This window comes from Novosphingobium sp. BL-S-21, from assembly GCF_055521655.1.
In genome coordinates this window covers 423,751-445,690 of the sequence record NZ_CM145495.1, presented here as the reverse complement: position 1 = coordinate 445,690, position 21,940 = coordinate 423,751, and the positions used below count along the sequence as shown (strand labels likewise).

Sequence of the window (21,940 nt, the reverse complement as noted above, 5' to 3'; positions counted from 1 at the left end):
GGCCGATCAGGCGCGGTTCGTGAAGCCTTCGACGTTCTTCGTGACGACCGCGGGGCCGGTGAGCGCGCGAACCTCCACGCCTTGCAGCGATACGTTGCGCACGGGGAGTTCGCTTTCCCCGGCGATCGCGCAGACCGAGCGGGCATGGCCGACTTGCACGTTCCGAACGTGAAGCCCTTCGATGGGGGTCAGCTTGCGGACATACGTGGGCAGCAGGGTCTTCCACTGGTAGAGCACGTCCGTCTCCACGGCCAGAACGCTACCGGCCAGCGTCGTGGCCGTGACGTTCGACATGTGGATGTTGCGGACGAAGCCGCCCCGGCGCTCGTTGGTCTTGACGAACAGCAGGTTGTCGATCGGCACTGCCGTGCCGTCCTTCTTCTGCCCGTCTCCCACGAAGTGGCAGTTGTCCACCCAGACGTTCTCGATCCCTGCCGATAGCTCGCTGCCGATCGCCATCAGTTGATGGCCGTTCACGATGCGGCAATTGCGCATGACGATGTTCTTCGCGGGCACGCCCAGTCTCCAGGCGTCCATGTCGCGCCCCGATTTCACCGATACTGCGTCGTCGCCCTGGTCGAACTGGCAATCCTCGATCAGCACGTTCTGGCTCATCTCCGGATCCACGCCGTCGTTGTTGTGGCCATGCGCGTGGATCCTGACCCGGCGGATGACCACGTCGCGGCAAAGCAGCGGATGCAGGGTCCAGAACGGGCTGCCCTCTATCGAGATGTCCTCCACCAGCACGTTGCGGCAGCGGTTGAACTGGATGAAATGCGGCCGCAGGTTGTTCTCACCCACCGCCATCTGCCGCTCGGCCACCGGCCTGTCGCTGCGCGCCATTTGATAGAGCGCGACCAATGCGTCCATATGCGCCTTGGGGCGGGCGTACCACCGGCTCCAAAGCTCAAGTTTCGCCTGAAGCTTCCCCGGCCCGCTGATCGCGACGTTGTGGCACCCATAAGCATAGATCAGCGGCGAATAGTTGAAGCATTCGATCCCTTCCCACGATGTCTGCACCGCTGGCAGATAGTCCTGCGGATCGTCGGAAAAGAGCAGCGTCGCGCCTTTCGCGAGGTGAAGATTGACGTTGCTGCGGAGGTGGATCCTGCCGGTCGGCCACAGGCCCGGCGGGACCAGCACCGTGCCGGCCCCCGCAGCGCTGGCCGCTGCCACCGCCTTGTCGATGGCCATGCCGGTGCGCTGCTGGTCGTCCTGCCGCGCGCCGAAATCGGTGATCGGGAAGATCCGGCTCGCGGAGAAATCGGGCACCTCGATATCGGGCATGGCGAAAGGCGCTTTCACGCGCACACGCTGCTGCCGCGGGGCCGTTCCGCCAGCGGCAGCGAGGGCGGGCATGGTCAGCAGCGGCGCGGCGCTCGCCGCCTGGAGCAATGTGCGGCGGGAAAGGATGCGGTTCAACGGCCTGGCTCCTGATCAGCTTCGATAGATGGGCACATGGCGAGCACCCGGCACGAAGGGCGCCGGCTCAGGCCCGCCCAGCGGCTTGACGATGATGTTCGCGAACCAGGGACGACTGACCCGGTCGGCTGTCTGCCCGACCAGCAAGCCGGCCATGCCCTTTCCGTAAAGCCCGTCCCGCGCCGTGAGCACGGGCTTGCCGTCCAGCAGGGCCGTGATCTCTTCGCCCTGAAAGCGCAGGCTCAGGTCATGCCAGCGGCCCGGACGCAGCGTCGGCACGGCAGCATGGGCGAGCAGCAACTCCCCGCCCTGCGCGGCGCCTGCCGCCTTGCCGAGAAGCGCCTGCTGTTCGGCATCGCCGACCGGGGCCTTGGGATCCTTCTTCCCGCGAATGGCGACCAGACGGCAATGGCCCCCGTCGGCGACTTCAAAGAAATAGCCCTTGGGGATGAAGCCATAGCCGGTGCCGACATGGTTGATCCGCCCCATGATGCCCGCGACGTCCCCGGCGCCAAGCCAGACCCGGCTCGCGATCTCGTAATCGGACCAGGCCGCGTCGCCCAGGATCGTATAGGGCCGCCAATCCGGCGCCCAGGAGATCGTGGGCACCGGCACGACCTGCCGCAGGCACTGGCCTTGGCCGTCGGGCCGGTCGGTGAGTTCGAAGACTCCGGCGATATCCGCCGTATATCGCGGCAGGTACCCGCTCGCTTGCGGCGCGGAATAGTCGCCGAAGCGGTCGTGATAGGGAAAGGGAAAGGCTTTCGGCGCCGGGATATCGGAGAAGGCGCCCTTCTGCTGGCCGGTGGTGGTCGACAGCGAGTAGATCGCGTCCGGCTCCAGCATGACCGAGACGCTGCCGCCTTGCGGGTGGAGATCCCCCTGCCGGGCGAACTGCTCGCGCGCGGTGCTGCGCCAGAGGCAGAGCGGCCGGCGCGCAAGCCCCGGGCCGATGTCCAGCCGGATCCGCTGCTGCCCTTGGGCGCCCTTCGTCTCGATGATCGTGCTGAAGTTGCCGTCCGGCGATTTCAGCGTGACGAAAGAGCCGCCTTTCGCCAGCACCCCGCTGCCGCCCGGCACGTAAGTCCAGCCGATCTCGGTGAACTGCCCGTAATGCGCATAGCCCCAGAGCGCCTCGCGCACCCGGTAGTGCCCGCTCCATGGTTCGTGCGCCAGCAGGGCTGCGGGGTCTTCGGAGTAAGGCTCCAGCGGATAGAGCGCGGCGATATCATACCAGTTGACGATCTTGGTCGCGCCGCTGTCGATATAATTGCGATTGAAGCATTTGACGATGCCCAGGGCGCAGTCGAAACCCTTCTTGTAGACGTGGTCCTCGCTGTTCCAGATCGGCTTCCCCATCGCCCTGGCGGCCGCGCGTACCTCCGGCGTGGTCTTGAAGTTGGAATGGAACGTGTGAGCGCTGATGATGTCGATCGAGTCCCGCAGCTCCTTGTCGGCCAGCATCTGCGGCACGAAATCCAGCTTCCATTCGGGCCAGTTGTCGAAGGCATGCAATTTGACCTGCCCGAAACCGCGCGTTCTCAGCGCCGTCTTGAAAGCCTTGGCGAAAGCGAAGGAGACGCCCTTTTCGTTGCGGACGCCGATCGCGTCCAATTCGAGCCCGTGAACGCTGCGCAGGCCCTCCAGCCATTTGAGGTAATAGTCGACGGTATCGGCCGAGAAGAACTTGGCGTCGCCCTGTCCCGGCATTCTGTCGAAGTGCCCGCCCGCGTCCCCCAGCCAGCCGGGCGCGCTCCAGGCCGTGGCATCGAGACTGAGACCGGGATTGCGCGCCTTCGCCTCCTTCATGATCCACCAGGTGTAGCCGCGGCCGTAATCCAGATCGTCCCGCGCGTGCATGTGGCTGGGCATGGACCCCTGGGTGGCATTGCCGTCGCCGGGGATTTCCACGAGCAGGGCGCTGACCGATGCGCCAAACCTGGGCTTGAAAAGCAAGTCGAGGATCTGGCTGCGCTGCGGCTCGGGATAGTCCTTGAGCAGCACGGAAGTGGCACCGCCGCCGTTCACCACGCCGATCCCGTCGAAGCGCTCGCCCGGCCGGTCCCCCCGCAGCCTCAACCGGGTTTCGCCGGGCTCCACGCTTTCGCGTGCCATCGCGGGGAAGCTGCGCAAAGCGGTATAATGCAGGGCGGCAAAGGCGCCGACCAGGAGGTGCCGGCGCCTGCCGCTATCGACCGTGCCGTCTGCTTGCCGCAGCCATTTCCGCATCCTCTACCCTCTCCGCCGCAACGTCACGCAGTCCCTGACCGCGTCCGCAGGATCGTTTGTGCCAACGCTGGCACAACCAAGGCTGGCACAATTGAAAGGGCTGCACAATCGCTCTTGTGCCGCGGAACGCCGCAAAGCGGCCGAAAGGCGGATCAGCGGCTGGAGAGCGGCTTTGGCGAAGCGCGCCGCCGCGGCCGTCTGAACCAGAACGACCACAGGGTGAAAGTACCCAGCATGGCAAGGCCGAGGCCGGAGAGCGTCATGACCAGGCGAAACGGCAAGCCGCCCACTTTTCCGGCATGAAGCGGGTAGAGCGCATTGTACGCCGTCACCCTGCCGGAGAGATCGGCGGCGTCGCGGGCCGCGACGATGCGGCCGGTGTCCGCCGCGAACCATACCGTCGTGCGGCCGTTCGGCAACCATTCCCCCGGACCGCGCATCCGCAGGGTTATCAGCCCGCCATCGGCGCGCGGCAGGGCAAGGCTGCGCACTTCCGCAGCGGGGAAGCGCCCGCGCGCGGCGCGGATCATCGCTGCCCAGTCGAGATCGTCGGCCAGCGCGGCTGCCGGTGCAGTGGGCGGCTTCAGCGCCCGGTCGATCTCGCCGGGCGCGCCGGGGCCGAGGATGACGGCGGCCAGCGGCCGGAACACGAGCACCGTGCCGGTCACCAGCGAGAGTGCCAGCAAGGGGGCGATGACGATGCCCAGGTCGCGGTGCTGGCGCACGATGGACGGGCGCGTCATGCGGGCAGGCCAGAGCCGGAATTCGAATGTCCGGCGCGTCCGCCACCACAGGATGGTCCCGCTGATGACGAAGAACAGGCCGCAGAGACCGGCGATCCCGATCACGGTTTCGCCCTCTTCGCCTGCGAGCAGGTGCTGGTGGAAATCGGAAAGCCACAGTTCGGGCCGTGCCCACTGGCTGCTCCAGTCGAGCACCGGATCGCCCGCCTGCGTGACATAGGCCCCGGCGCCGCCCTTGTAGGCCAGCCGGTCCAGCCCGAAGTCCGCATTGGCGAAGGTGATCGACTGCGGCCGCCTGGCCGGATCGGCCATGAGCCGGGCGGCCGTCGCCGCCAGAACTTGCGTGCTCTGCACTTGCGCGTCGCCGGCATGAGGCAGCGCGACCCAGGCATCCCGATGGACGAGGATTGCGCCCGTCAGCCCCATGATCGCCAGCAGCAGGCCGACCAGCCCCCCGGTCCAGCGATGCAGGGTGTCCAGCAGCTTCATCAGAAGCGGTAATCCCAACTCAGCGTGAAGTTGCGGCCGCGACCGGCGAAGAAATGGGCATTGTCGGTCGGGCGCACCGTCTGGGTGTAGTAGTCGATGTAGAAGGTGTCGAAGATATTCTGCGCCGCCAGCGTCACGCCGCCGAAGCGCGTATCGTAGCGCAAGCTGAGGTCGGTCACGTCGTACCCGCCGAAGCTGTAGGTCTCGTTGTAGTCGCCCGGTGCCCGTTCGAACTTGTTCGAAAGGAAGAACTGGGTCTGGACCCGTGCCGAGACGGCGCCCTGGCGGTAGCTGGCCGCCAGGTTGAGGCGATCGGGCGAGATGTTCGCCCCGTCGAGATCGCGGTCGACTTTGTCGATGCCGTCGTCCGAACCGTCGGTGCGCCCGATGAGGTGGGCATAGCCGGTGGAAAGCGTCAGCCCCGGCACCGGGGTCTGGGCCGAGAGGTTGATCTCCAGCCCCTGGATCTCGACGCGCTGGCGCTGCACCTCGAACACGCCGCCGCTCTGCACCAGCAGCGAGCCGTTCTTGCTGGTCGACCAGAAATAGGCCGCGCTGGCATCCAGCGGACCGCGCTTCACCTCGACGCCCAGTTCGCGGTTGTTCGACACGATCGGGCTGATGTTGACGTAGTTGTCGATGTCGACGCCGGGCCGGCTGACAGCGCGCGCGATGCGGCCGACGTCGGGCACCGTATAGCCCTCGGCATAGCTGGCATAGGCGCGGATGCCCTTCCACGGCTCCAGGATGACGCCGCCGTTGAGCAGGTTGTCGCTGAACTTCGGCGTGCCGCCCGAAACCGCAAAGCCGCCGCCGTAGCTGGCGAGCGTGCGATAATCGTCGACGGTGATCCGTACGTCCTCATGGCGCACGCCGGCCGCAAGGTGCAGCACGTCGTCCAGCAGGGCGAGGTTGAACTGCGCGAAAGGCGCCAGACTGCGATATTCCGCCGGCGGCACCCACGAACGATCCGTGGCGATCAGGCGCTGCTCGGTCTTGTCGAACAGCACGTCGAGACCGACGATGACGGTCAGCGCCTCCAGGCCGGGCACCTTGCGTTCGTAGGAGAACTTGCCGCCAAATTTGCGGCTGCGGTTCTGGGACTGGTCGAACAGGGTTCCCAGCGGGGCGATCGCGGCATCCTGGAACGTGGCGATCGGGGCGATCTCACCGCCGTACGTGTCGCGCGAACGGTTGAGGAAGCCCTGAAGCATCAGGTTGCCACCCCAGAGCGCGGTATCCGTATAGGTCATCGCCGCACTTTCCGTGCGATTGGTGGCCGGCACGCCCGGCGGGGTGCCTCGAACCGAGGTCGTGGGCAGGTTGCGCGTGTAGTCCCCATTGGCGGCGACGTAGTCGCCCTCGCCCTTGAGCTGGAAGCGGTTGACCATGAGATCCAACCGCGCCGTATCCGATACCGCATAACCGAAGCGGCCGAACACCGACCACGAGCGGCTGTCCTGGGTCTCGCCCTGGGTCAGGTCGGTGCCGATGCGATCCCCGTGCCCATCGTAGAACACGCCGCGCTTTTCGAAAGCCCCGCCGACCGTGGCGTCGAAGCGCCCCTGCCGCCAGCCGACCAGGCCGGCGACTTTGCCGCCCATGCCGTCATCGCTGAAGCCCGTGTCCGAATTCCCCTGCACCAGCACGCGCCCGGAAATCCCGTCCTGCCGCGGCGGTCCCACCGTCACCTGGTTGACGATGCCGCCGGTGCCGCCGATTCCCTGCAGGGCGTTGGAACCGTAGATCACTTCCACGCGGTCGACGAAGAACGGATCTATGGAGAACCCGTCGCGCGCGCCGTCACGCAGAGGTGCCGTTTGCGGAATGCCGTTGATGGCATAAAGCGGCGAGCGCCCGCGCAGCGTCTCTCCCGCGCCGGACAGCTTCTGCCGGGTGGGCGAAAACGAAGGCGTAAGCGCCGAAACCGCATCGACGATGGAGCCGCCGATGGCCACCTGCTGGCTGAGCGCGGCGTTGTCGATCACGTCGACCGTCATCGGCAGGGTGTTGATCGGCAGCGCGGTGCGGGCCGCCGTGACCACGATCCCTTCGTCCAGCCCCTGGTCCGGTCTGAATTCCTGCGCAGCGACGGGCGCCGCGGTCAGCACAAGCGGCAAGACGAGCATCGAATGACGGATCATGATTTATATGTGGCGTCTCGTGTCAAGTGGCGCGCGCAGAACCTGCGGCAGACCTTGTCCGGTTGCCTTTTTCATTCTGTCGAGATCGGCGGGGTTGATCGTCCTCGTGCAGGCGTGCGCCTGGCGCATCAACTTATATCCGGCAGCTCCATGACGGCTTGCCACAATCCTGCATGCACAGCTCAGACGTTCAAGGGGACGGTTTCACACTTTTTGTCGGTGCATTCGCACCAATCATACTCTCGAAGCCCGTCACCCCGCTTTCAGGCCCTGGCCGGGGCCTGAACTCTCAAAGGCTGATTATCAGGCCGCAGCCGCCTTGTCTGGTATCACCAATCCTTCAGGTATGAGGCCAGTTTCGACATAGCGCCACAGCGTGATTGCCAGCTTGCGGGCCATAGCCACCAACATGATCCGGCGCATGCGCGGCGATTGCCCCTGTGTTCGCGCCCTGAACCATTTCGTCAGCGGACTTTCGGGATGTTTTTGCTGCCAGATCCAGGCGATCTCGATGAGGATGCGCCGAGCCCAGCTGTTGCCAGCTTTTGAGATGCCCTGACATTTCGTCGTCGAGCCGCTGTCGTAGGCACTCGGTGTCAGCCCGAGATAGGAACCCAGGTGCGAGCGGCTGCTGAACTGCCGTGAGAAGATTTCCCGCGCCATGATGGCGGCAGTCGTTCCGCCGACTCCGGGGAGCAGGCGAAGCATCTGGCGCTTCTGCTCGATGGCGGGGTCTTGCGCATCAGCCATGTCGCGCTCCTTCTCGACGCAGCGGATTTGCTCTTCGACCAAAGCCAGCCGTGCATATTCACGTTCGAGTTCATGGCGTAGGCGTTCGGGAAGCGATTTACCTTCGGCGGTGACAAGGGAGGCAAAATCAATCCGGGTCGCGCGCAGCTTTGGTTCGATACCCCTGATCCCTTGTCCAAAAAGCAGGCCCTTGATCCGGTTGATGTGGGCTGTGCGCTCGTGGATTAGACGTTGCCGTTCCCGGTGCGATCGGCGCGCATCTTCTTCTTCGACATCGGGAACGCGCACGACAGCACATACATGATGATCGCCCCGGTCAATCGCGATGACGGCCCGGAGCAGCATCAGGGCATCGATGCGATCCGTCTTCACCCTGCGTGCACGACGGTTCACCTGCAGGCTGGCGGGATCCAGTACCCGGCACTCGATCCCTGAACTGGTCAGGCGGCGCGCCAGCCAGAACCCATCGTAGCCCGCCTCATAACAGATCACGATTCTCGGGATCGATCCGGCGACCTTGCGAAGCCGCGTCACCAAGGCATCAAAATCGCCGCCTGGCAGACGATAGATGCTCGGCTTGGGCTGGTCAGGGTGGGCTACGGATATGACCCAACTCTTCTTGCTCAGCTCGATTGCCGCATAAACGGTTTCGCTGGTCGCCGATCGGAAGGCAAGCTCCTGTTCTGTCGTCATGGCCAATCTCCTGAATGACACTGCCGTCAGAATACCGACTCAGACCGGCGGCCTACATAGGATCTTTTTGAGGCCTCCCTTATCGGGCGGCCTTCTAACGCCACCCCCCTCGAATGCAAGTCACTCGCATTAGCGACTGCTGCCAAGTGACAGCGGGAAGCGGCCCGAGAGCAGCAAGGGCTGCGCGAAGCTCGTTCATGTCGCTTCAGGTTCCTCTCGGATTACGCGATACCGCGCCTGTCGTCGCCGGCCACACGCGGCGGCCGAAAGACATGCCGGAGCGGCCCCGACTCTCGAAGGCGAGAGCGAGGCTGCTCCGTTCATGCTCAGCGCTTGGGGCGCTTCACTTGCAGCGCCTTGCCGGTCCAGCGCACTTCGGCGTCGAACGTGGTGGCTTCGGCTACGCTCTGGCCCGGGGCGATCCACTTGACGCGAACCGTGCGGTTCTGCGGCATGCCGGCATAGCCCTTGCCCTCACGCGCGCCGATGGAGACGGTGCCGCTGGCATCGTCATAGCGCACCGGCATGCGTTCCCACGCCCCGTCGCGGTACTGCTGCGAACGGCCATCGTCGTTGTAGACCGAGAAAGTACCGTTGGCGCCGGTATAGACCACCAGCGTGATAGGCGCGTCGGGCTTCTCGTCGGTGTACTGCATCACCGGGCCCATCGGCACGATGGAGCCGGCGCGGACGAACAGCGGCATGCGCTCGGCCGGGGCCGAGATGGTGGCGCTGGAGCCGCCCTGATAGGTCTTGCCGGTGCCGAATTCGTACCAGGTCACGCCGGTGCCGGGGAAGTAGACCTCCCGCTCGCGCGCCTGATAAGTGGTGACCGGGGCGACCAGGAAGGCCTTGCCGAACAGGTACTCGTCGTTGGCCTTGCGGGCCTTCGCGTCCTCCGGGAAGTCCATGACGAGGCCGCGCATGATCGACCCGTCCTTCTGGTACGTGTCGGCGCCTAAGGTGTAGATGTAGGGCATCAGGCGGTAGCGCAGCTCGTCATACCAGACCATCGATGCGCGCATCGGCGAACCTTCGGGCGAGATTTCGTAGATCTCGCGCCAGGGCTGCTCGCCATGGCTGCGGAACAGCGGGCTGAACGCGCCGAACTGGAACCAGCGCAAGTTCAATTCGCGCCATTCGTCGAGGTCCGCCGCCTTGGGCTTTTCCGCTGCGAAGCGCGGTTCGACCGAGAAGCCGCCGATGTCGTGCGTCCAGTTGGCAAGGCCCGACATGCCGGTGTTCACGCCGGCAGAGATCTGCGCGTGCAGATCGTACCAGCGCGTGGCCACGTCGCCCGACCAGACGGCCGCGCCGTAGCGCTGCAGGCCGCCGAAGCCCGAACGCGTCAGCAGGAACGGGCGCACGTCCGGCTTGAAGCCGCGCCAGCCTTCGAAGAACGAACGGGCGTTCATCAGCGGGTAGGAGTTGAAGAACTCCGTTGCCGGACCCATCGCCGTCGGGCCCATCGTATCTATGCGCTTCTCGATCGACAGGTTCGAATGCATGTCGGGTTCGCTGGCGTCCGCCCACCAGGCGTCGAAACCGAACTTGGCGATGCGGTCCTCCACCTGGCGCCAGAAAATCTCGCGGCCCTTGGCAGAGTACGGATCGTAGAAGGTGTTGGCAAAGCCCGGGCCGACCCAGTCCTTGTTACCCTGGCGCAAATTGCCGTGGTAGATCGCGCCGGCCGCGTCCAGTTCCTTGAAGGTATCCGTGGTCGGATAGAACTTCGGCCAGACGGAGATCATGATGTTGGCATGATCGCCGTGCACCGTGCTGACCATCGCGGCGGGATCGGGGAAGCGGCTGGGGTCGAACTTGTGGCTACCCCAGGAATCGTCCGTCCAGTAGCGCCAATCGAGCACGATATTGTCCAGCGGATACTGCCGCTTGCGGTATTCCTCCACAACGCCGGTCAGTTCCTTCGCGGTGTCATAGCGCTGGCGCGACTGCCAGAAGCCGTAGACCCACTTAGGCATCATTTCCGACTTGCCGGTCAGCTGGCGATAGCCGGCGATCGCGCCATCCATATCGCCGCCCGCGATAAACCAATAATCCTTGTCCCGCGCGACTTCGCTGGTGAACCAGACCGAGTGGCGGTCCGCCTCGGGCAGCGGGTCGTTGTGGAGCAGCGCCATGTAGCCGGCGTTGGGATCCCATTCGATGCGGATGTGCGCGGGCTTGCCCGCCGTCATCGGCACTTCGAAATTGGCGTACCAGGGGTTCCAGTTCTGGCGCCAGCGGTCCAGCTTCAGCTCACCGTCGATATAGACCTTGTAGTAGCTGGAACCGTAGAGCTGGAACTTGTGCGTGCCGGTCTTGTCGGGCTGGAGGTCGCCCTCCCACACCACTTTCTGCGTCTGCACGGCGTTACCGGCGGTGTTCTGGCCCTGCTCCGACGCGACCGTCTTGGCCTTGCCGGCTTCCGGCCATTTCGCCTGATCGTCCAGGAACTGGTAGTCCACCGTGGCTTCCTGGCGGGCGACCGCCAGCTTGTCATCCAGGTAGTACTTGGCGGAGAAGCCCGGCTTGCCGCCGCTTGTCACCTTCATGCCGCCCTTATCGCCAACCAAGGTATAGGCGGCGGGGTTGCCGAAGCGGGTGATGCTCTCGTTATCCCAGAGCAGGCCATAGCCCTTGCTGGAAACGAGGAAGGGCACGCCGATGTCCATGTTGTGCTGGGCGAGTTCCACGTCCTCGCCATTGTAGTCCATCACCGCCTGCTGGTGCTGGCCAAGGCCGTAGAGGCCTTCGTCGGTGCCGCGGTTGAACTGCTGCGAAACGGTGACGTAGGGGGTGCCGTCCGCCTTGGTCTGGGTGAAGACCGTGGCTGCCGATTCCCCCAGCAGGTCCTTGCCCGCTGCGTCGAGGAAGCGCACCTGCCCGCTGGCAAGATCGATATCGGCGGTGGCCTTCGCGGCCTTCACGGTAACGTGGCCGGCATTCTGGCTGACGGTGTACTGGCCGGCGGCCGGCGGGTTCGGCGCCATCAGGCTGGCGCTGGCGGCCGGGGCCTGCATGCCGCGCGCATGGGCGACGACGTGGAAGATGCCGTCACCGTGCAGCGTCACTTCGACGCGATCGGAAGGACCGCTCTGCGGGGTGACCGCTACGCCGCCGGGAATGTTCTCCACGCCCGCTTCGGCGGCCAGCGCGACTGCCGGCACCAGCGACAGGGCGGAACCTGCCAGCAGCGTTGCCATCGTGAATTGCTTCATGTCGTGATCCTCTGCCGCCTTCGGCGGTTCCTTGCGTTTACTTGGAAGAATAGAAGCCGGTGGTGACCTTGATCACCTGCGGCCGGTCGATAAGGTTGATACCGTAGTCGGTCTGGTCACCGTTCCAGACGCGCGTGGTCACCCACTTGCCATCCTTGAACGTACCTTCCTCGATCGCGACGATCACGCCGTTGCTCTCGCCCTTGGCGGGCGAGAAGTTGACGCGCACGTGATCGCCCATGATCAGGTATTCGGTGTCCGAAAGCTGGGCCACGGCCATGCCGCCCACCGGCTGATCGGCCCAGGGTGCGGGCTTGGTGGGGATCCAGGTCCAGTCTTTCTGGCCGAATTGCCACTGGCCCCAGTCGGCGGAGATCTTCCACTTGCCCATCACCGTTTCGCGGGGCGAATTGTCGTCCGGCTTGGCAGCGCCCCAGGTCGGATGCGACGCAGCGATCCGGGCCCAGTCGCTGGCGATCGGCGCCAGCGTGCCATAGGGCAGCGCGAATGCGGCCAGCGTTTCCTTGTCCAGCGCGGCGGCGCCGAGCGGGTAGTTGAAATAGCCGGTGTCATCCATGCCGAACGGCGCGAAACCGATACCGCCGCGCCCGATGGTGGCCCAGAAGAAGCGCGCGAATTCCTTCGCGTTGCCGATCTCCGGCACCATCAGTGCATTGTCGGGACGGGTGTATTTGTCGAGGTACTGGGTCACGTTGGCGCTGTTGCGGTCGTAGATGTCGGGCGCGGCGAAGTCGATCGCGGGGGCGCCGGCCTTCCAGATGTCCAGCACGTCCCACTGCGGGCCGCCGCTGGCGACACCGGTAGGATCGGGCACGTTGGACGGCCCGGCGAGCGAGGCGTTGACGTACATCGGCAGTGGCTTCACCGCCTTGCCCGCCTGCGCCAGCGCATCGACGAACTGGGCGACGTACCAGGTGTTGAACGCGCGCGGTGCCTGCTTGCCGAAGGCCGCTTCCCAGGTGCCCGACTTGCCGGTCTTCTTGGCCAACGCCGCCGGAATCGGCTTTGCGAACAGCGCATTGGCTTCGGCCGAGAAATCGCGCGGCACGCGGTAGGATCCGGTCTCATTCTCCGGCTGGACCATGATCACGGTGTTCTGCCGGTCATGATCGCGCAGGTATTCCATCACCTTCACGAAAGCGCGCCGGTCCGCAGCAAGCGTGTTCTGCGATAGCGGGCTGAGCACGTAGTGGTCCGAACCGTCCGGCGCCTTCATGCGCGGGAAGCGCTTGTTGTCGAGCTTCACCCACGAAGGTGTGTAGCTGGGGCTGGTGTTCTTCCAGGTGCCGAACCACAGCAGCACCACGCGCTTGTCATGCGCACGCGCGGCATCGAGCAGGGTCTGGAGGTACGTGAAGTCGAACTTACCCTCGACCGGTTCTACCTGTTCCCAGGCGACCGGGATTTCCAGCGTGTTTGCGTGGATCGCGTCCAGAACCGGCCAGACGGCATCAAGCGATCCGGCATAGTTGCTGGAATTGTTGGCCTGCGCACCCAGCATCAGGAACGGCTTGCCGTCCACGATCAGCGCGTGACGGCCGTCGCGGCTTTCCATGCGCGGGATCTGCGTTGCGGCATCCTGGGCATAGGCAGGTGCGGCCACACCGATGGCGGTCGCCAGCATGAGCGATGCGATGAAGTCTTTGCTTTTCATTCTGTCCCCTCCGCAGACCGTGGATCGCCATAGACGATGCCCCGGCCATCCGTGCCAATGTAGATGCGCCCGAACTGGCGCGGGTCGCCGGAAATCACGCGGATGCGCAGGCCCCACTGATGGGCCTCGTCATTGATCCGCTGCCACGTTGTGCCGCCGTCGATGGAGCGCCAGACCGCGCGCAGCCCACCGACCGCGCCCAGCGCATAGAGCGCCGCCACATCGCGGCCCGGCGCGGCTTTACCAAGGCCATAGCGTTCGATGGCAATGGCTTGCCCAGTCCGGGTCCAGCTTTCCCCAAAGTCGGTCGAGCGATAGAGCGCGCCGCCCAGATTGAGCCAGAGCGCGCCCGCCCGGTTGGCATCGGCCAGGATCGGCGCAGGCGCCTCGCGGTTGTCGTTGCGCGCTGAGGAAAGGTCGGCCGGCAGGCCCTTGCCCGCGACGGCATGGAATTGCGCGCCGCCATCATTGCTGCGCACCACGCGATTGTTCGCGAAGTCGATCGCGTAGAAGCGACGGGCGTCCTGCTTGTCGGCCGTCACGCGCATGCGGCTCGGCAAGCCGGTGACGGGTTGCCATGTCGCGCCGCGATCACGGGTGATCCGGGGCTGGTCGGTCTCGACCAGGAAAGTGCCGCCATCGGCTGAGACGGTGATCGCGGCATTGCCCGTCTCTTCCGGCAGCGGACTACCGTCAGCATGTGGCGTACCCTGCGGCACGCGCAGCGGCGTCCATGTCGCGCCGCCATCCGCCGACCATGCCAGCGAGGTATCGGGCACCACCGGCGCATGCGTATTGCCACTGCGCACCATCACCAGCGGCACACGGCCGCCGAAGTCCAGCGTATTGGTGTTCGACAGGAACGGATTGACGTGCTGGCTGGCGGGCGAGACGGCAAAGTCGTCGTGCCGGAAGCCGCCGATATCGCCGAAGCCTGAAACCAGATGCGCGCCGCCTGTGGGGCTGACGAATGTGATGATCGCCGTCTGCTCGATCCCCTGAGTCCACGGCGCCCAGGCCATCGTGCCCGGCTTCTGCAATTCGTCGGTGGCATAGACCGTCGCGCCCGTCACATAGGCGGCGTGGTTGGCGTCGAACGGATCGATCGCAAGGCCCGCAATCCAGTGCCCGAAGTTCGCCTTGGCGCCGAAATCGAGGAACGGCGTTGCCGACACATCACGGGTCGAGCGCTTCCACAATTCGTCCCAATGCGCGCCCCCATCATGGCTGAGCCAGACGGTGTCGACCGGCTTGCCCCGGTCCACCGTGCTGACGGCGATGGTCTGCGGGTCGGACGCGGCCACCGCAACGCCCATGTAGCCACCAACGGGCGCGTCCGGGCCCTTGATCGGCGTCACGTCGCGCCAAGACCCGAGCGCCGGATCGAAGCGCCAGACCGCGCCGCGCGTGATGCCGTTGGGGCCGATCCCGTCGCAATAGGTGATCGTCAGTAGTCCGTCGCGCCCGATCACCGCCTTTACCGGCAGCAGATCACTCGCCGGGCCGCCCGCAACAGCGCGCCACGTCCTGCCGCCATCGTCCGACCGGAACAGGTGGCGCTCGCCCAGATCGGCGCTGCCCACGAAGACGCGGCCGCGCACTTTGGCATCGAACACCACGAACGAAAGTCCGCCGTGCGTCTCGCGCCGATTGGTCGGCAGCCCCAGCACCGCGAGCGGGAAGGCATCCAGCTTGCGCCAGTTCGCGCCCGCGTCGTCGCTGGCCCAGAGCCCCTGATGACGTGAGCCGAACAGCAGGCGATCGTGCGCGAACGGATCGATGGCGAGCCGTTCGCCCAGCCCGCGCCCGTTCTCGTTGCCGCCCATCGCGAAAGGCACGCGCGTCTCGCGCCAGGTCTTGCCATAGTCGGCCGAGCGGAAGATCGCAGCCGGCGCGGACCAGTTCATGCCCGCGGCAAGATAGACCGTTCCGGCATCGACAGGATCGGCGGCGATGCTCTCGATTCCCATGAAGCTGCCTTCGGCAACGCCGTCCTGAAGCGGAATCCACGTCCCGGCGCGCCCATCCCAGCGATAGGCGCCACCCATGTCGCTGCGCAGCCATGCAAGGCCCCGCTCCACCGGGCTGAACACCAGGCCGGGGGTAAAACCGCCGCCGCCCACGCGCACGCTGCGCCAGTCGTAAGGAACAGCGTTGGAGGACGCCGACGAGAGATGGGTGCCGGCGTCCCTTGCAACGACCGGTCCGCACGCTGCCGCTACCGCGCCAACCGCTGCGATTGCGAAAGAAATCGATCGCGCGCTCATTGCCCTACGGATGCCCACGCCCCCATTCATCCTCTCGCTTCAAGAAGCCGACGCGCTCGTTGACGCGCCGTAACATCCATCAGCTCATATCGATAACGCTAACATAACAGAAGAAAAATGACGGTCACGCAAATAGTTCGGCGGCTATTACGGGGGCAGGCCACGACAAGATAAGGAATTTAGATGGCTGTCAGGCCATGCTGAACCAAGTTAATACCCGTAGCTGAACGGACGCTTCCGCTGCGTTCAGCCCCAGCTGGGCACTGGCGGGCGCATCGCCGGCCGGCGCCTTGGTGCGGCATCGGACTGGCGACGTACCAGCTTGTAATCCACCTCGATCCGCAAGTCGCCGATCTGCTCCTTGCGGTCGTTGCGCAGCAATGTCACCAGCAGTTCCACCGCGCGGCGGCTCATCTCCATGATCGGCTGCTGGATCGTGGTAAGCTCTGGCCAAATCGTCGTCGCCAGTGCCACGTCGTCGAAACCGCAGACGGTAAGATCGCCCGGCACGTCCAGACCGCGCCGATGTGCGATCGCCACCGTCGCCGCCGCCATATCGTCGTTGCTGGCAAAGATCGCCGAAGGCTGATCCTCCAGCGAAAGCAGCTCCTCGGCTGCATCCAGCCCGGATCGGTACGTAAAATAACCCTGGGCCACCAGAGCCTCGTCAAAAGGTATCGACGCTTCGGCCAGCGCCTCGCGATAGCCTTCCAGCCGCGCGCCGCTGGCGGAAAGTTCGGGATGGCCGACGATGAAGCCGATCCTGCGGTGACCCAGTTCGATCAGGTGCGCGGTCATCTCGCGCGCCGCGCTGCGATCGTCGATCATGATAGTGGCGATGCCTTCATGCGGAACCGCCGTCGTCACAGCCACGGTGGGCGTGTCCGTCTGGCGCAGGACCAGGAGCACCTCGTTCGCCTCGTTCAGCGGCGGCGGCAGGATCACGCCGTGAATGCCGCCGGCCACCATGCGCTTCGCGGCGAGACCCAGGTCCTCCCCGTCCTCCACTTTCTGGACGATGATCTGCACATCCGAGCGCCCCGCCTCCTCCAGACTGCCCACGACAAAGGCGCTCAGGAAGGCCTCCGATGGGTTCGAATAGAGCAGGCCCAGCCGCAGTTGCGACGCACCGGCCAGACTGCGCGCGGCCCGGTTCGGCGCATAGTTGAGCTTCGCAATCGCGGCATTCACGGCATCGCGCGTGGACTGCCGAACTTTTTGCTCGGAGTTGATCACCCGCGAGACGGTCATCATCGACACCCCGGCAAGCGCGGCAACGTCGACGATCGTCGGCGCCTTGGCCGGACGGGGCTTAGAGCTGCGGCGTTTGCGCTCACTTTCGGACATGGTCACCGTCTAGCACGTCTGCTGCCGGTGGAAAGCGGATGCTTGATCGAGGCCGAAAAATCGCATTCGCCGCTTGATGGTAGCGCAATCATCATCAACGGCTCCGGAGCCGATTTCCAGTTTCCTGCACTGCGACGCCAGCGCGCTGCTCTCCCGATTCTCCGAATACAGCTTCGGAAACGATCCCGAAAGCGAACCAGAGACAACGTGCAAACCATTGCTATAGCGTAAATGGTAACGCTCCCAATTTTGTTGCCCGCGTTTCAAATCTATTCTATCGAATCACATCGAAGATCGCTTGGGGCGACGAGTCTGCAGGAGGGGGCACATTCTCCACTGCAGAGTTCAGGAGGGGAATTATGCGTAAATTGAGCTTTCGCACGCACGCCAGCGTCATTTGCCTTGGCCTTTCGACCGCCGGCATCGTGCCTTGCGCCATGGCGCAGGATGGCACCGCCCAGGAAACGCCGGTCGCCGATACGGACGCCATCGTCGTCACCGGGCGCCGTGCAGCGCTTCAGTCCGCGGATGACCGCAAGAAGAACGCCATATCGATCGTCGACTCGGTGGTCGCTGACGATGCGGGCAAATTGCCCGACAACTCCATTACCGAAGTCCTTCAGCGCGTTCCGGGCGTCACCATCGTCCGCTTCCAGTCGCTGAACGATCCCGATCACTATTCCGCCGAGGGTTCGGGCATCCAGATCCGCGGCCTCTCCGGCGTCGCCTCGCGCCTCAACGGTCGCGACATCTTCAGCGCCAATGGCGGGCGTTCGCTGCAGTTTAGCGACGTCACGCCCGAACTGATGCAGGCTGTCGACGTCTACAAGTCGTCCACGGCCGACCAGATCGAAGGCGGCACCGGCGGTTCGGTCGATCTGCGCACCAAACTGCCCTTCGACTACGGCTACGGCCTGCACTTTGCCGGCACGGCCGACGTCAGCATGGGCGATCTGTCGCAGAAGACGGACTACTCCGCTTCGGGCCTGGTTGCCGGCAAGTTCGACACCGGCATCGGCGATCTCGGCTTCGTGTTCGACTACGCGCACAGCCAGTTGTCCACGAAATCGCAGTTCGTCCGCATGGAAGAGTTCTATCGGACGAACATCCAGGGCAATGACTACTTCATCCCCGGCGGCTACACCTACGGCGAGGAAAACTACCAGCGCAAGCGTGACGGCATCTACGGCGCGGTCCAGTGGGCGCCGACTCCCGAACTGACGCTGACCGGCATCTACTTCCAGTCCAAGTACAGCAACACGGACTCCGAATACGGCTCGTTCGTCACCTCGCAGAACCTTGCCGTCGATCCTTCGCAGAGCGTGTTCGACGACAACGGCGGGCTGATTTCGTCACCCGCGGTGTTCCAGCGTGACGCCGCAACGGGCCTGGCTACCGGCGCCGCGATTTCAAGCGGCGGCACTTCCGCTTACTGGGAGGGCAAGAACAAGACCGAGGACATCTCGGGATCGCTGACCTGGGCCCCCACGAGCCTGCCGATCGTCGTGCAGGCTTCCTACCAGCACACCAAGTCCACCGCGACGGTCGATCGCATTTCGGTGTTCCGCACCGTCGACTTCCCCACCAGTTACGGGCTGGACCTGAGCGGCAGCCTGCCGCAGATTTCCGTACCGGCGGGCACTCAGGCCGCGTTGCTCGACCCTGCCAACTATGCCTGGCAGGCGGTCATGCCGCATAACAATGACAACTCCGGCAAGATGGACACCGCCCAGGGCGACCTGACATGGGACGTCGGCGAAGGCTTCTTCAAGTCGGTGAAAGTCGGTGGTCGGTGGTCGAAGCGCACCGAGCGTGACCTGGACAACGGCTACGCCTGGTCCGCGCTGGGCCAAGGCTGGAACGGATCTCCCGTGGTTTCCTTTGCGGATGGCCGTGCGGGCGACTACGAAACCCACGTTTTCAAGAATTTCTTCCGTGGAGACGTTCAGCTACCCGGAACCCAGTATTTCCCCGCCCAGGATTTCATCCGCAACACCAGCGTCCAGGGCTTCTTCGACCTGTACGGCGGCGCGCCGGGACGCACGCCGGGCTTCATTCTGCCCAACGATCAGACCGACTTCAGCACCAAGACGCTGGCTGGCTACGCGATGGTCAATTTCGGCACCAATTGGGGAGAATCCGAGCTGTCGGGTAACGCCGGTGTGCGCGTCGTAAACGTCAAGAATGACAGCACGGGCTATTTCCAGCAGACTTCCACGCAATTTTCGCGCAACGGGGCGATCTTTACGCTCGCCAATGCCGCCGAAATTCGCGACGACGGGGCGGAATATACCCGCGTCCTGCCCGCGGTTAACCTGACTTATGCCCCGGCCGACGCCATCAAGATCCGTGCAGCGTACAACATCACGATGGACAACGCCTCGTTCTACGACTTGCGCGCATCGGGAACCTTGGGCGTGAACACCCTGTCCGGCTCCGGCAACGGAGCACCCGACACTTTCGCGAACTATACGACGACCAGTGGCGATCCGACCCTCAAGCCCACCATGTCGAACAATTTCGACCTCTCGCTGGAGTGGTATCCCAAGGCCGGCACGACGCTGCACGTCGCCGGCTTCTACAAGCGAATCAAGGACCTTGTCGTATTCGGCGCCGCCCAGCGCCAAGTCACGGTGCAATTCGCCGATGGCACTTCGGAACAGGCCCTCGCCACCACCAACGACGCGCACACCTCCGATGAGACGGCCACGGTCAAGGGCATCGAACTTGGCGGCCGAACGTTCCTCGATCAGCTTCCCGGCTGGCTCGCCGGGATCGGCGTGGAGGCGAACTACACCTTCATCGACAGCAAGAATCCGGGCGACCTCTACTTCGATATCGACGGCGTCCAGCGTAACAACGTTCCGTTGAAGGGGCTTTCGAAGCACAATCTCAACGCCGCCTTCCTCTACGAAAAGGATCCGTTCTCGCTGCGCATCGCCTATAGCTGGCGTTCGAAATATCTGCAGTCGACCACGGCAAGCGGCACGAACAATACTTATACTTATGTGGACGCATCCGGCACATCCAAAAGCGTGGCGACCAACCTTCCGGTTTATGGCGCCAGCTACGGGACGTTGGACGCGGGCCTGACATTGCGCGTCAACGAGCACTTCAACGTCCAGCTCCAGGCGCAGAACATCCTGAATGCAACCCAGAAGACGCTCATGGGCGGAAACCCCGGAGGCGAACTTTACGGGCGCAGCTGGTTCCAGAGCGATCGTCGCTACCGAATGGGTATCAACGTCACGTTCTGATAAGTACAAGTCGGGCGGACCAGGCGGTCCGCCCGATCTGCGTTGGGGAGATTGGCGCGATGCGTGCCGAGGCGAAGCAGGTTCTCATAGTCGGAGGCGGCACGGCCGGTTGGCTGACCGCCGGCTACCTTGCCAGGACACTGGGTGCAGACCTGCCCGGCGGCGCCCGCATCACACTCGTCGAATCTCCGGAAATCGGCATCATCGGCGTGGGGGAAGGCACCTTCCCCACCATCCGGCGTACCCTGGCGCGGATCGGCGTCCCCGAAAAGGAACTGCTCCGCCGCTGCGAAGCGACATTCAAGCAAGGCGTGAAATTCGTCGACTGGCTGCACCCGGCGGGACAAGGCGCTCAGGCCAATTACCTCCACGGATTTCAGGAAGCGGACGACCGCAAGGGCGGGCCGGAGTATCTCCCCTACTGGCTGCTGGGCGAGGCCGGCGAAACGCCTTGGGACGAGGCCAGCACCCCCCAGAAGCGCACGGTGGACGCCCTGCGCGGGCCTAAACTGGCGTCTCATCCCGAATATGCCGGCGTAATGAACTACGCATTCCATTTCGATGCCGGCGCTCTGGCAGAGCTACTGCGCGATCAAAGTGTCGCCAATGGCGTGCGGCACATATCCGACACCGTGGTGGACGTTTTCTGCACCGAGGAAGGCGCCATCTCCGGCGTCGTCACGCAGAACCACGGCGTACAGGAGGCTGACCTCTACATCGATTGCACCGGCTTTCGCGCGGAACTGATCGGCAAGGCGCTGGGCCAGAAGTGGAAAAGCTGCACGGACGTGCTGTTCTGCGACAGCGCGATCGCCGCACAAGTCCCTTATGACGCGCCGGACACGCCGATCCAGTCCGCGACGCTGTCCACCGCCCGCGATGCGGGCTGGATCTGGGATATCGGCCTCCAGACGCGCCGCGGCACCGGATACGTCTATTCCTCCGCCCATTGCGAGCCCGAGGAAGCGGAGCGCACCTTGCGCAGCTATCTCGGTGCACAAGGCGAGGCGGTCACGACACGCCGCTTGCGGTTCGACGCCGGCTACCGCGAAGTGAACTGGCACAAGAACTGCGTGGCCGTGGGTCTCTCCAGCGGCTTCTTCGAACCGCTGGAAGCTACCGGGATCGTCTTCTCGGAAATTGCCGCCGGCGCCATTGCCAATCTCTTCCCCTGGGCCGGCGACTATGAGACCTCCGCCCGTCAGTTCAACGCCATCATGCTGCAGCGGTACGAGCGCGCGCGGGACTTTCTGAAACTGCACTACAGCCTGACGAGGCGCGTCGATTCCGATTTCTGGATCGACAACGTGCGCCAGGAAACCATTCCGGACAGCCTTCTCGAACTGCTGGACAGGTGGCGCCATCGTCCTCCCAACGAGAAGGACTTCAATCCCAACATAGACGTGTTTCCGGCCACCAGCTGGCAATGCGTGTTGTACGGCATGGGCTGGAAAACGGACTTGTCGGCCCAGGCCGGGGTCATGCGTCTTCGCGCCGAGGCGCGGGAGGCGTTCGAGCAGGTGCGGCGGCAGAGCGGCTTCGCCGTGGAGAACCTGCCGGATAACCGCGCGCTTCTGCGCCGGATGCTCGCGGAGCCGGCGGGATCGACGGTGCAGGCCTTTGCCGGCGCGGCGGGATAGGTCTGCATCCCCACATTGACCGGCGAAGGCCCATGCGGCGCCGCTGCGCCTGAAATTGTTTGC

At 64.6% G+C, this 21,940-nt stretch carries 11 protein-coding genes; 2 read left to right on the top strand and 9 right to left on the bottom strand.

Annotated elements, in window-relative coordinates:
* Nucleotides 1–6: 6 nt before the first annotated feature.
* The 9 genes from ACZ1J6_RS01720 to ACZ1J6_RS01680 all read right to left on the bottom strand — a co-directional run bounded on the left by ACZ1J6_RS01720 (nucleotide 7) and on the right by ACZ1J6_RS01680 (nucleotide 16,980).
* Nucleotides 7–1,422, bottom strand: a complete 1,416-nt coding sequence (locus tag ACZ1J6_RS01720; protein ID WP_208324841.1) for a glycoside hydrolase family 28 protein — start codon at nucleotides 1,420–1,422, stop codon at nucleotides 7–9.
* Between the two features lie 15 nt (nucleotides 1,423–1,437).
* Nucleotides 1,438–3,651, bottom strand: coding sequence for a galactocerebrosidase (locus tag ACZ1J6_RS01715; RefSeq protein WP_208324840.1), 2,214 nt, complete (start codon nucleotides 3,649–3,651; stop codon nucleotides 1,438–1,440).
* A gap of 152 nt (nucleotides 3,652–3,803) precedes the next feature.
* A complete protein-coding gene (locus ACZ1J6_RS01710; protein ID WP_134094219.1) occupies nucleotides 3,804–4,883 on the bottom strand; it encodes a PepSY-associated TM helix domain-containing protein in 1,080 nt (359 codons plus the stop codon).
* The gene (locus tag ACZ1J6_RS01705) at nucleotides 4,883–7,027 is read right to left on the bottom strand and encodes a TonB-dependent receptor (RefSeq protein WP_166675241.1); all 2,145 of its coding nucleotides are present in this window, start codon (nucleotides 7,025–7,027) and stop codon (nucleotides 4,883–4,885) included. The genes ACZ1J6_RS01710 and ACZ1J6_RS01705 overlap by 1 nt, the downstream gene beginning before the upstream one ends.
* Before the next feature lie 303 nt (nucleotides 7,028–7,330).
* Nucleotides 7,331–8,470, bottom strand: a complete 1,140-nt coding sequence (locus ACZ1J6_RS01700; RefSeq protein WP_431567454.1) for an IS110 family RNA-guided transposase — start codon at nucleotides 8,468–8,470, stop codon at nucleotides 7,331–7,333.
* Between the two features lie 326 nt (nucleotides 8,471–8,796).
* A complete protein-coding gene (locus ACZ1J6_RS01695) occupies nucleotides 8,797–11,691 on the bottom strand; it encodes a TIM-barrel domain-containing protein (protein WP_134094217.1) in 2,895 nt (964 codons plus the stop codon).
* Nucleotides 11,692–11,728: 37 nt separating this feature from the next.
* Complete coding sequence (locus tag ACZ1J6_RS01690; RefSeq protein WP_134094216.1) at nucleotides 11,729–13,366, bottom strand: DUF5597 domain-containing protein; 1,638 nt, start codon at nucleotides 13,364–13,366, stop codon at nucleotides 11,729–11,731.
* On the bottom strand, nucleotides 13,363–15,633 hold the full coding sequence (locus ACZ1J6_RS01685) for a WD40/YVTN/BNR-like repeat-containing protein (protein ID WP_243841000.1): 2,271 nt from the start codon (nucleotides 15,631–15,633) through the stop codon (nucleotides 13,363–13,365). Before ACZ1J6_RS01685 ends, ACZ1J6_RS01690 begins: the two co-directional genes overlap by 4 nt.
* A gap of 246 nt (nucleotides 15,634–15,879) precedes the next feature.
* A complete protein-coding gene (locus tag ACZ1J6_RS01680) occupies nucleotides 15,880–16,980 on the bottom strand; it encodes a LacI family DNA-binding transcriptional regulator (protein WP_431567555.1) in 1,101 nt (366 codons plus the stop codon).
* Nucleotides 16,981–17,339: 359 nt separating this feature from the next.
* Between ACZ1J6_RS01680 and ACZ1J6_RS01675 the strand changes: the two genes are divergently transcribed.
* Nucleotides 17,340–20,237: a TonB-dependent receptor gene (locus ACZ1J6_RS01675; RefSeq protein WP_431567554.1), complete on the top strand. Its 2,898-nt coding sequence runs from the start codon at nucleotides 17,340–17,342 to the stop codon at nucleotides 20,235–20,237.
* A 59-nt stretch (nucleotides 20,238–20,296) separates the two neighbouring features.
* Nucleotides 20,297–21,877 carry a tryptophan halogenase family protein gene (locus tag ACZ1J6_RS01670; protein ID WP_134094213.1) on the top strand — a complete coding sequence of 527 codons (1,581 nt, stop codon included), beginning with the start codon at nucleotides 20,297–20,299 and terminating at the stop codon, nucleotides 21,875–21,877.
* Nucleotides 21,878–21,940 lie beyond the last annotated feature (63 nt).

Bases quoted from the DNA above. Each gene is read 5' to 3' on its own strand.
- ACZ1J6_RS01715 (WP_208324840.1), bottom strand. From the start codon at position 3,651: ATGCGGAAATGGCTGCGGCAAGCAGACGGCACGGTCGATAGCGGCAGG.
- ACZ1J6_RS01710 (WP_134094219.1), bottom strand. From the start codon at position 4,883: ATGAAGCTGCTGGACACCCTGCATCGCTGGACCGGGGGGCTGGTCGGC.
- ACZ1J6_RS01705 (WP_166675241.1), bottom strand. From the start codon at position 7,027: ATGATCCGTCATTCGATGCTCGTCTTGCCGCTTGTGCTGACCGCGGCG.
- ACZ1J6_RS01700 (WP_431567454.1), bottom strand. From the start codon at position 8,470: ATGACGACAGAACAGGAGCTTGCCTTCCGATCGGCGACCAGCGAAACC.
- ACZ1J6_RS01695 (WP_134094217.1), bottom strand. From the start codon at position 11,691: ATGAAGCAATTCACGATGGCAACGCTGCTGGCAGGTTCCGCCCTGTCG.
- ACZ1J6_RS01690 (WP_134094216.1), bottom strand. From the start codon at position 13,366: ATGAAAAGCAAAGACTTCATCGCATCGCTCATGCTGGCGACCGCCATC.
- ACZ1J6_RS01685 (WP_243841000.1), bottom strand. From the start codon at position 15,633: ATGAGCGCGCGATCGATTTCTTTCGCAATCGCAGCGGTTGGCGCGGTA.
- ACZ1J6_RS01680 (WP_431567555.1), bottom strand. From the start codon at position 16,980: ATGTCCGAAAGTGAGCGCAAACGCCGCAGCTCTAAGCCCCGTCCGGCC.
- ACZ1J6_RS01675 (WP_431567554.1), top strand. From the start codon at position 17,340: ATGCGTAAATTGAGCTTTCGCACGCACGCCAGCGTCATTTGCCTTGGC.
- ACZ1J6_RS01670 (WP_134094213.1), top strand. From the start codon at position 20,297: ATGCGTGCCGAGGCGAAGCAGGTTCTCATAGTCGGAGGCGGCACGGCC.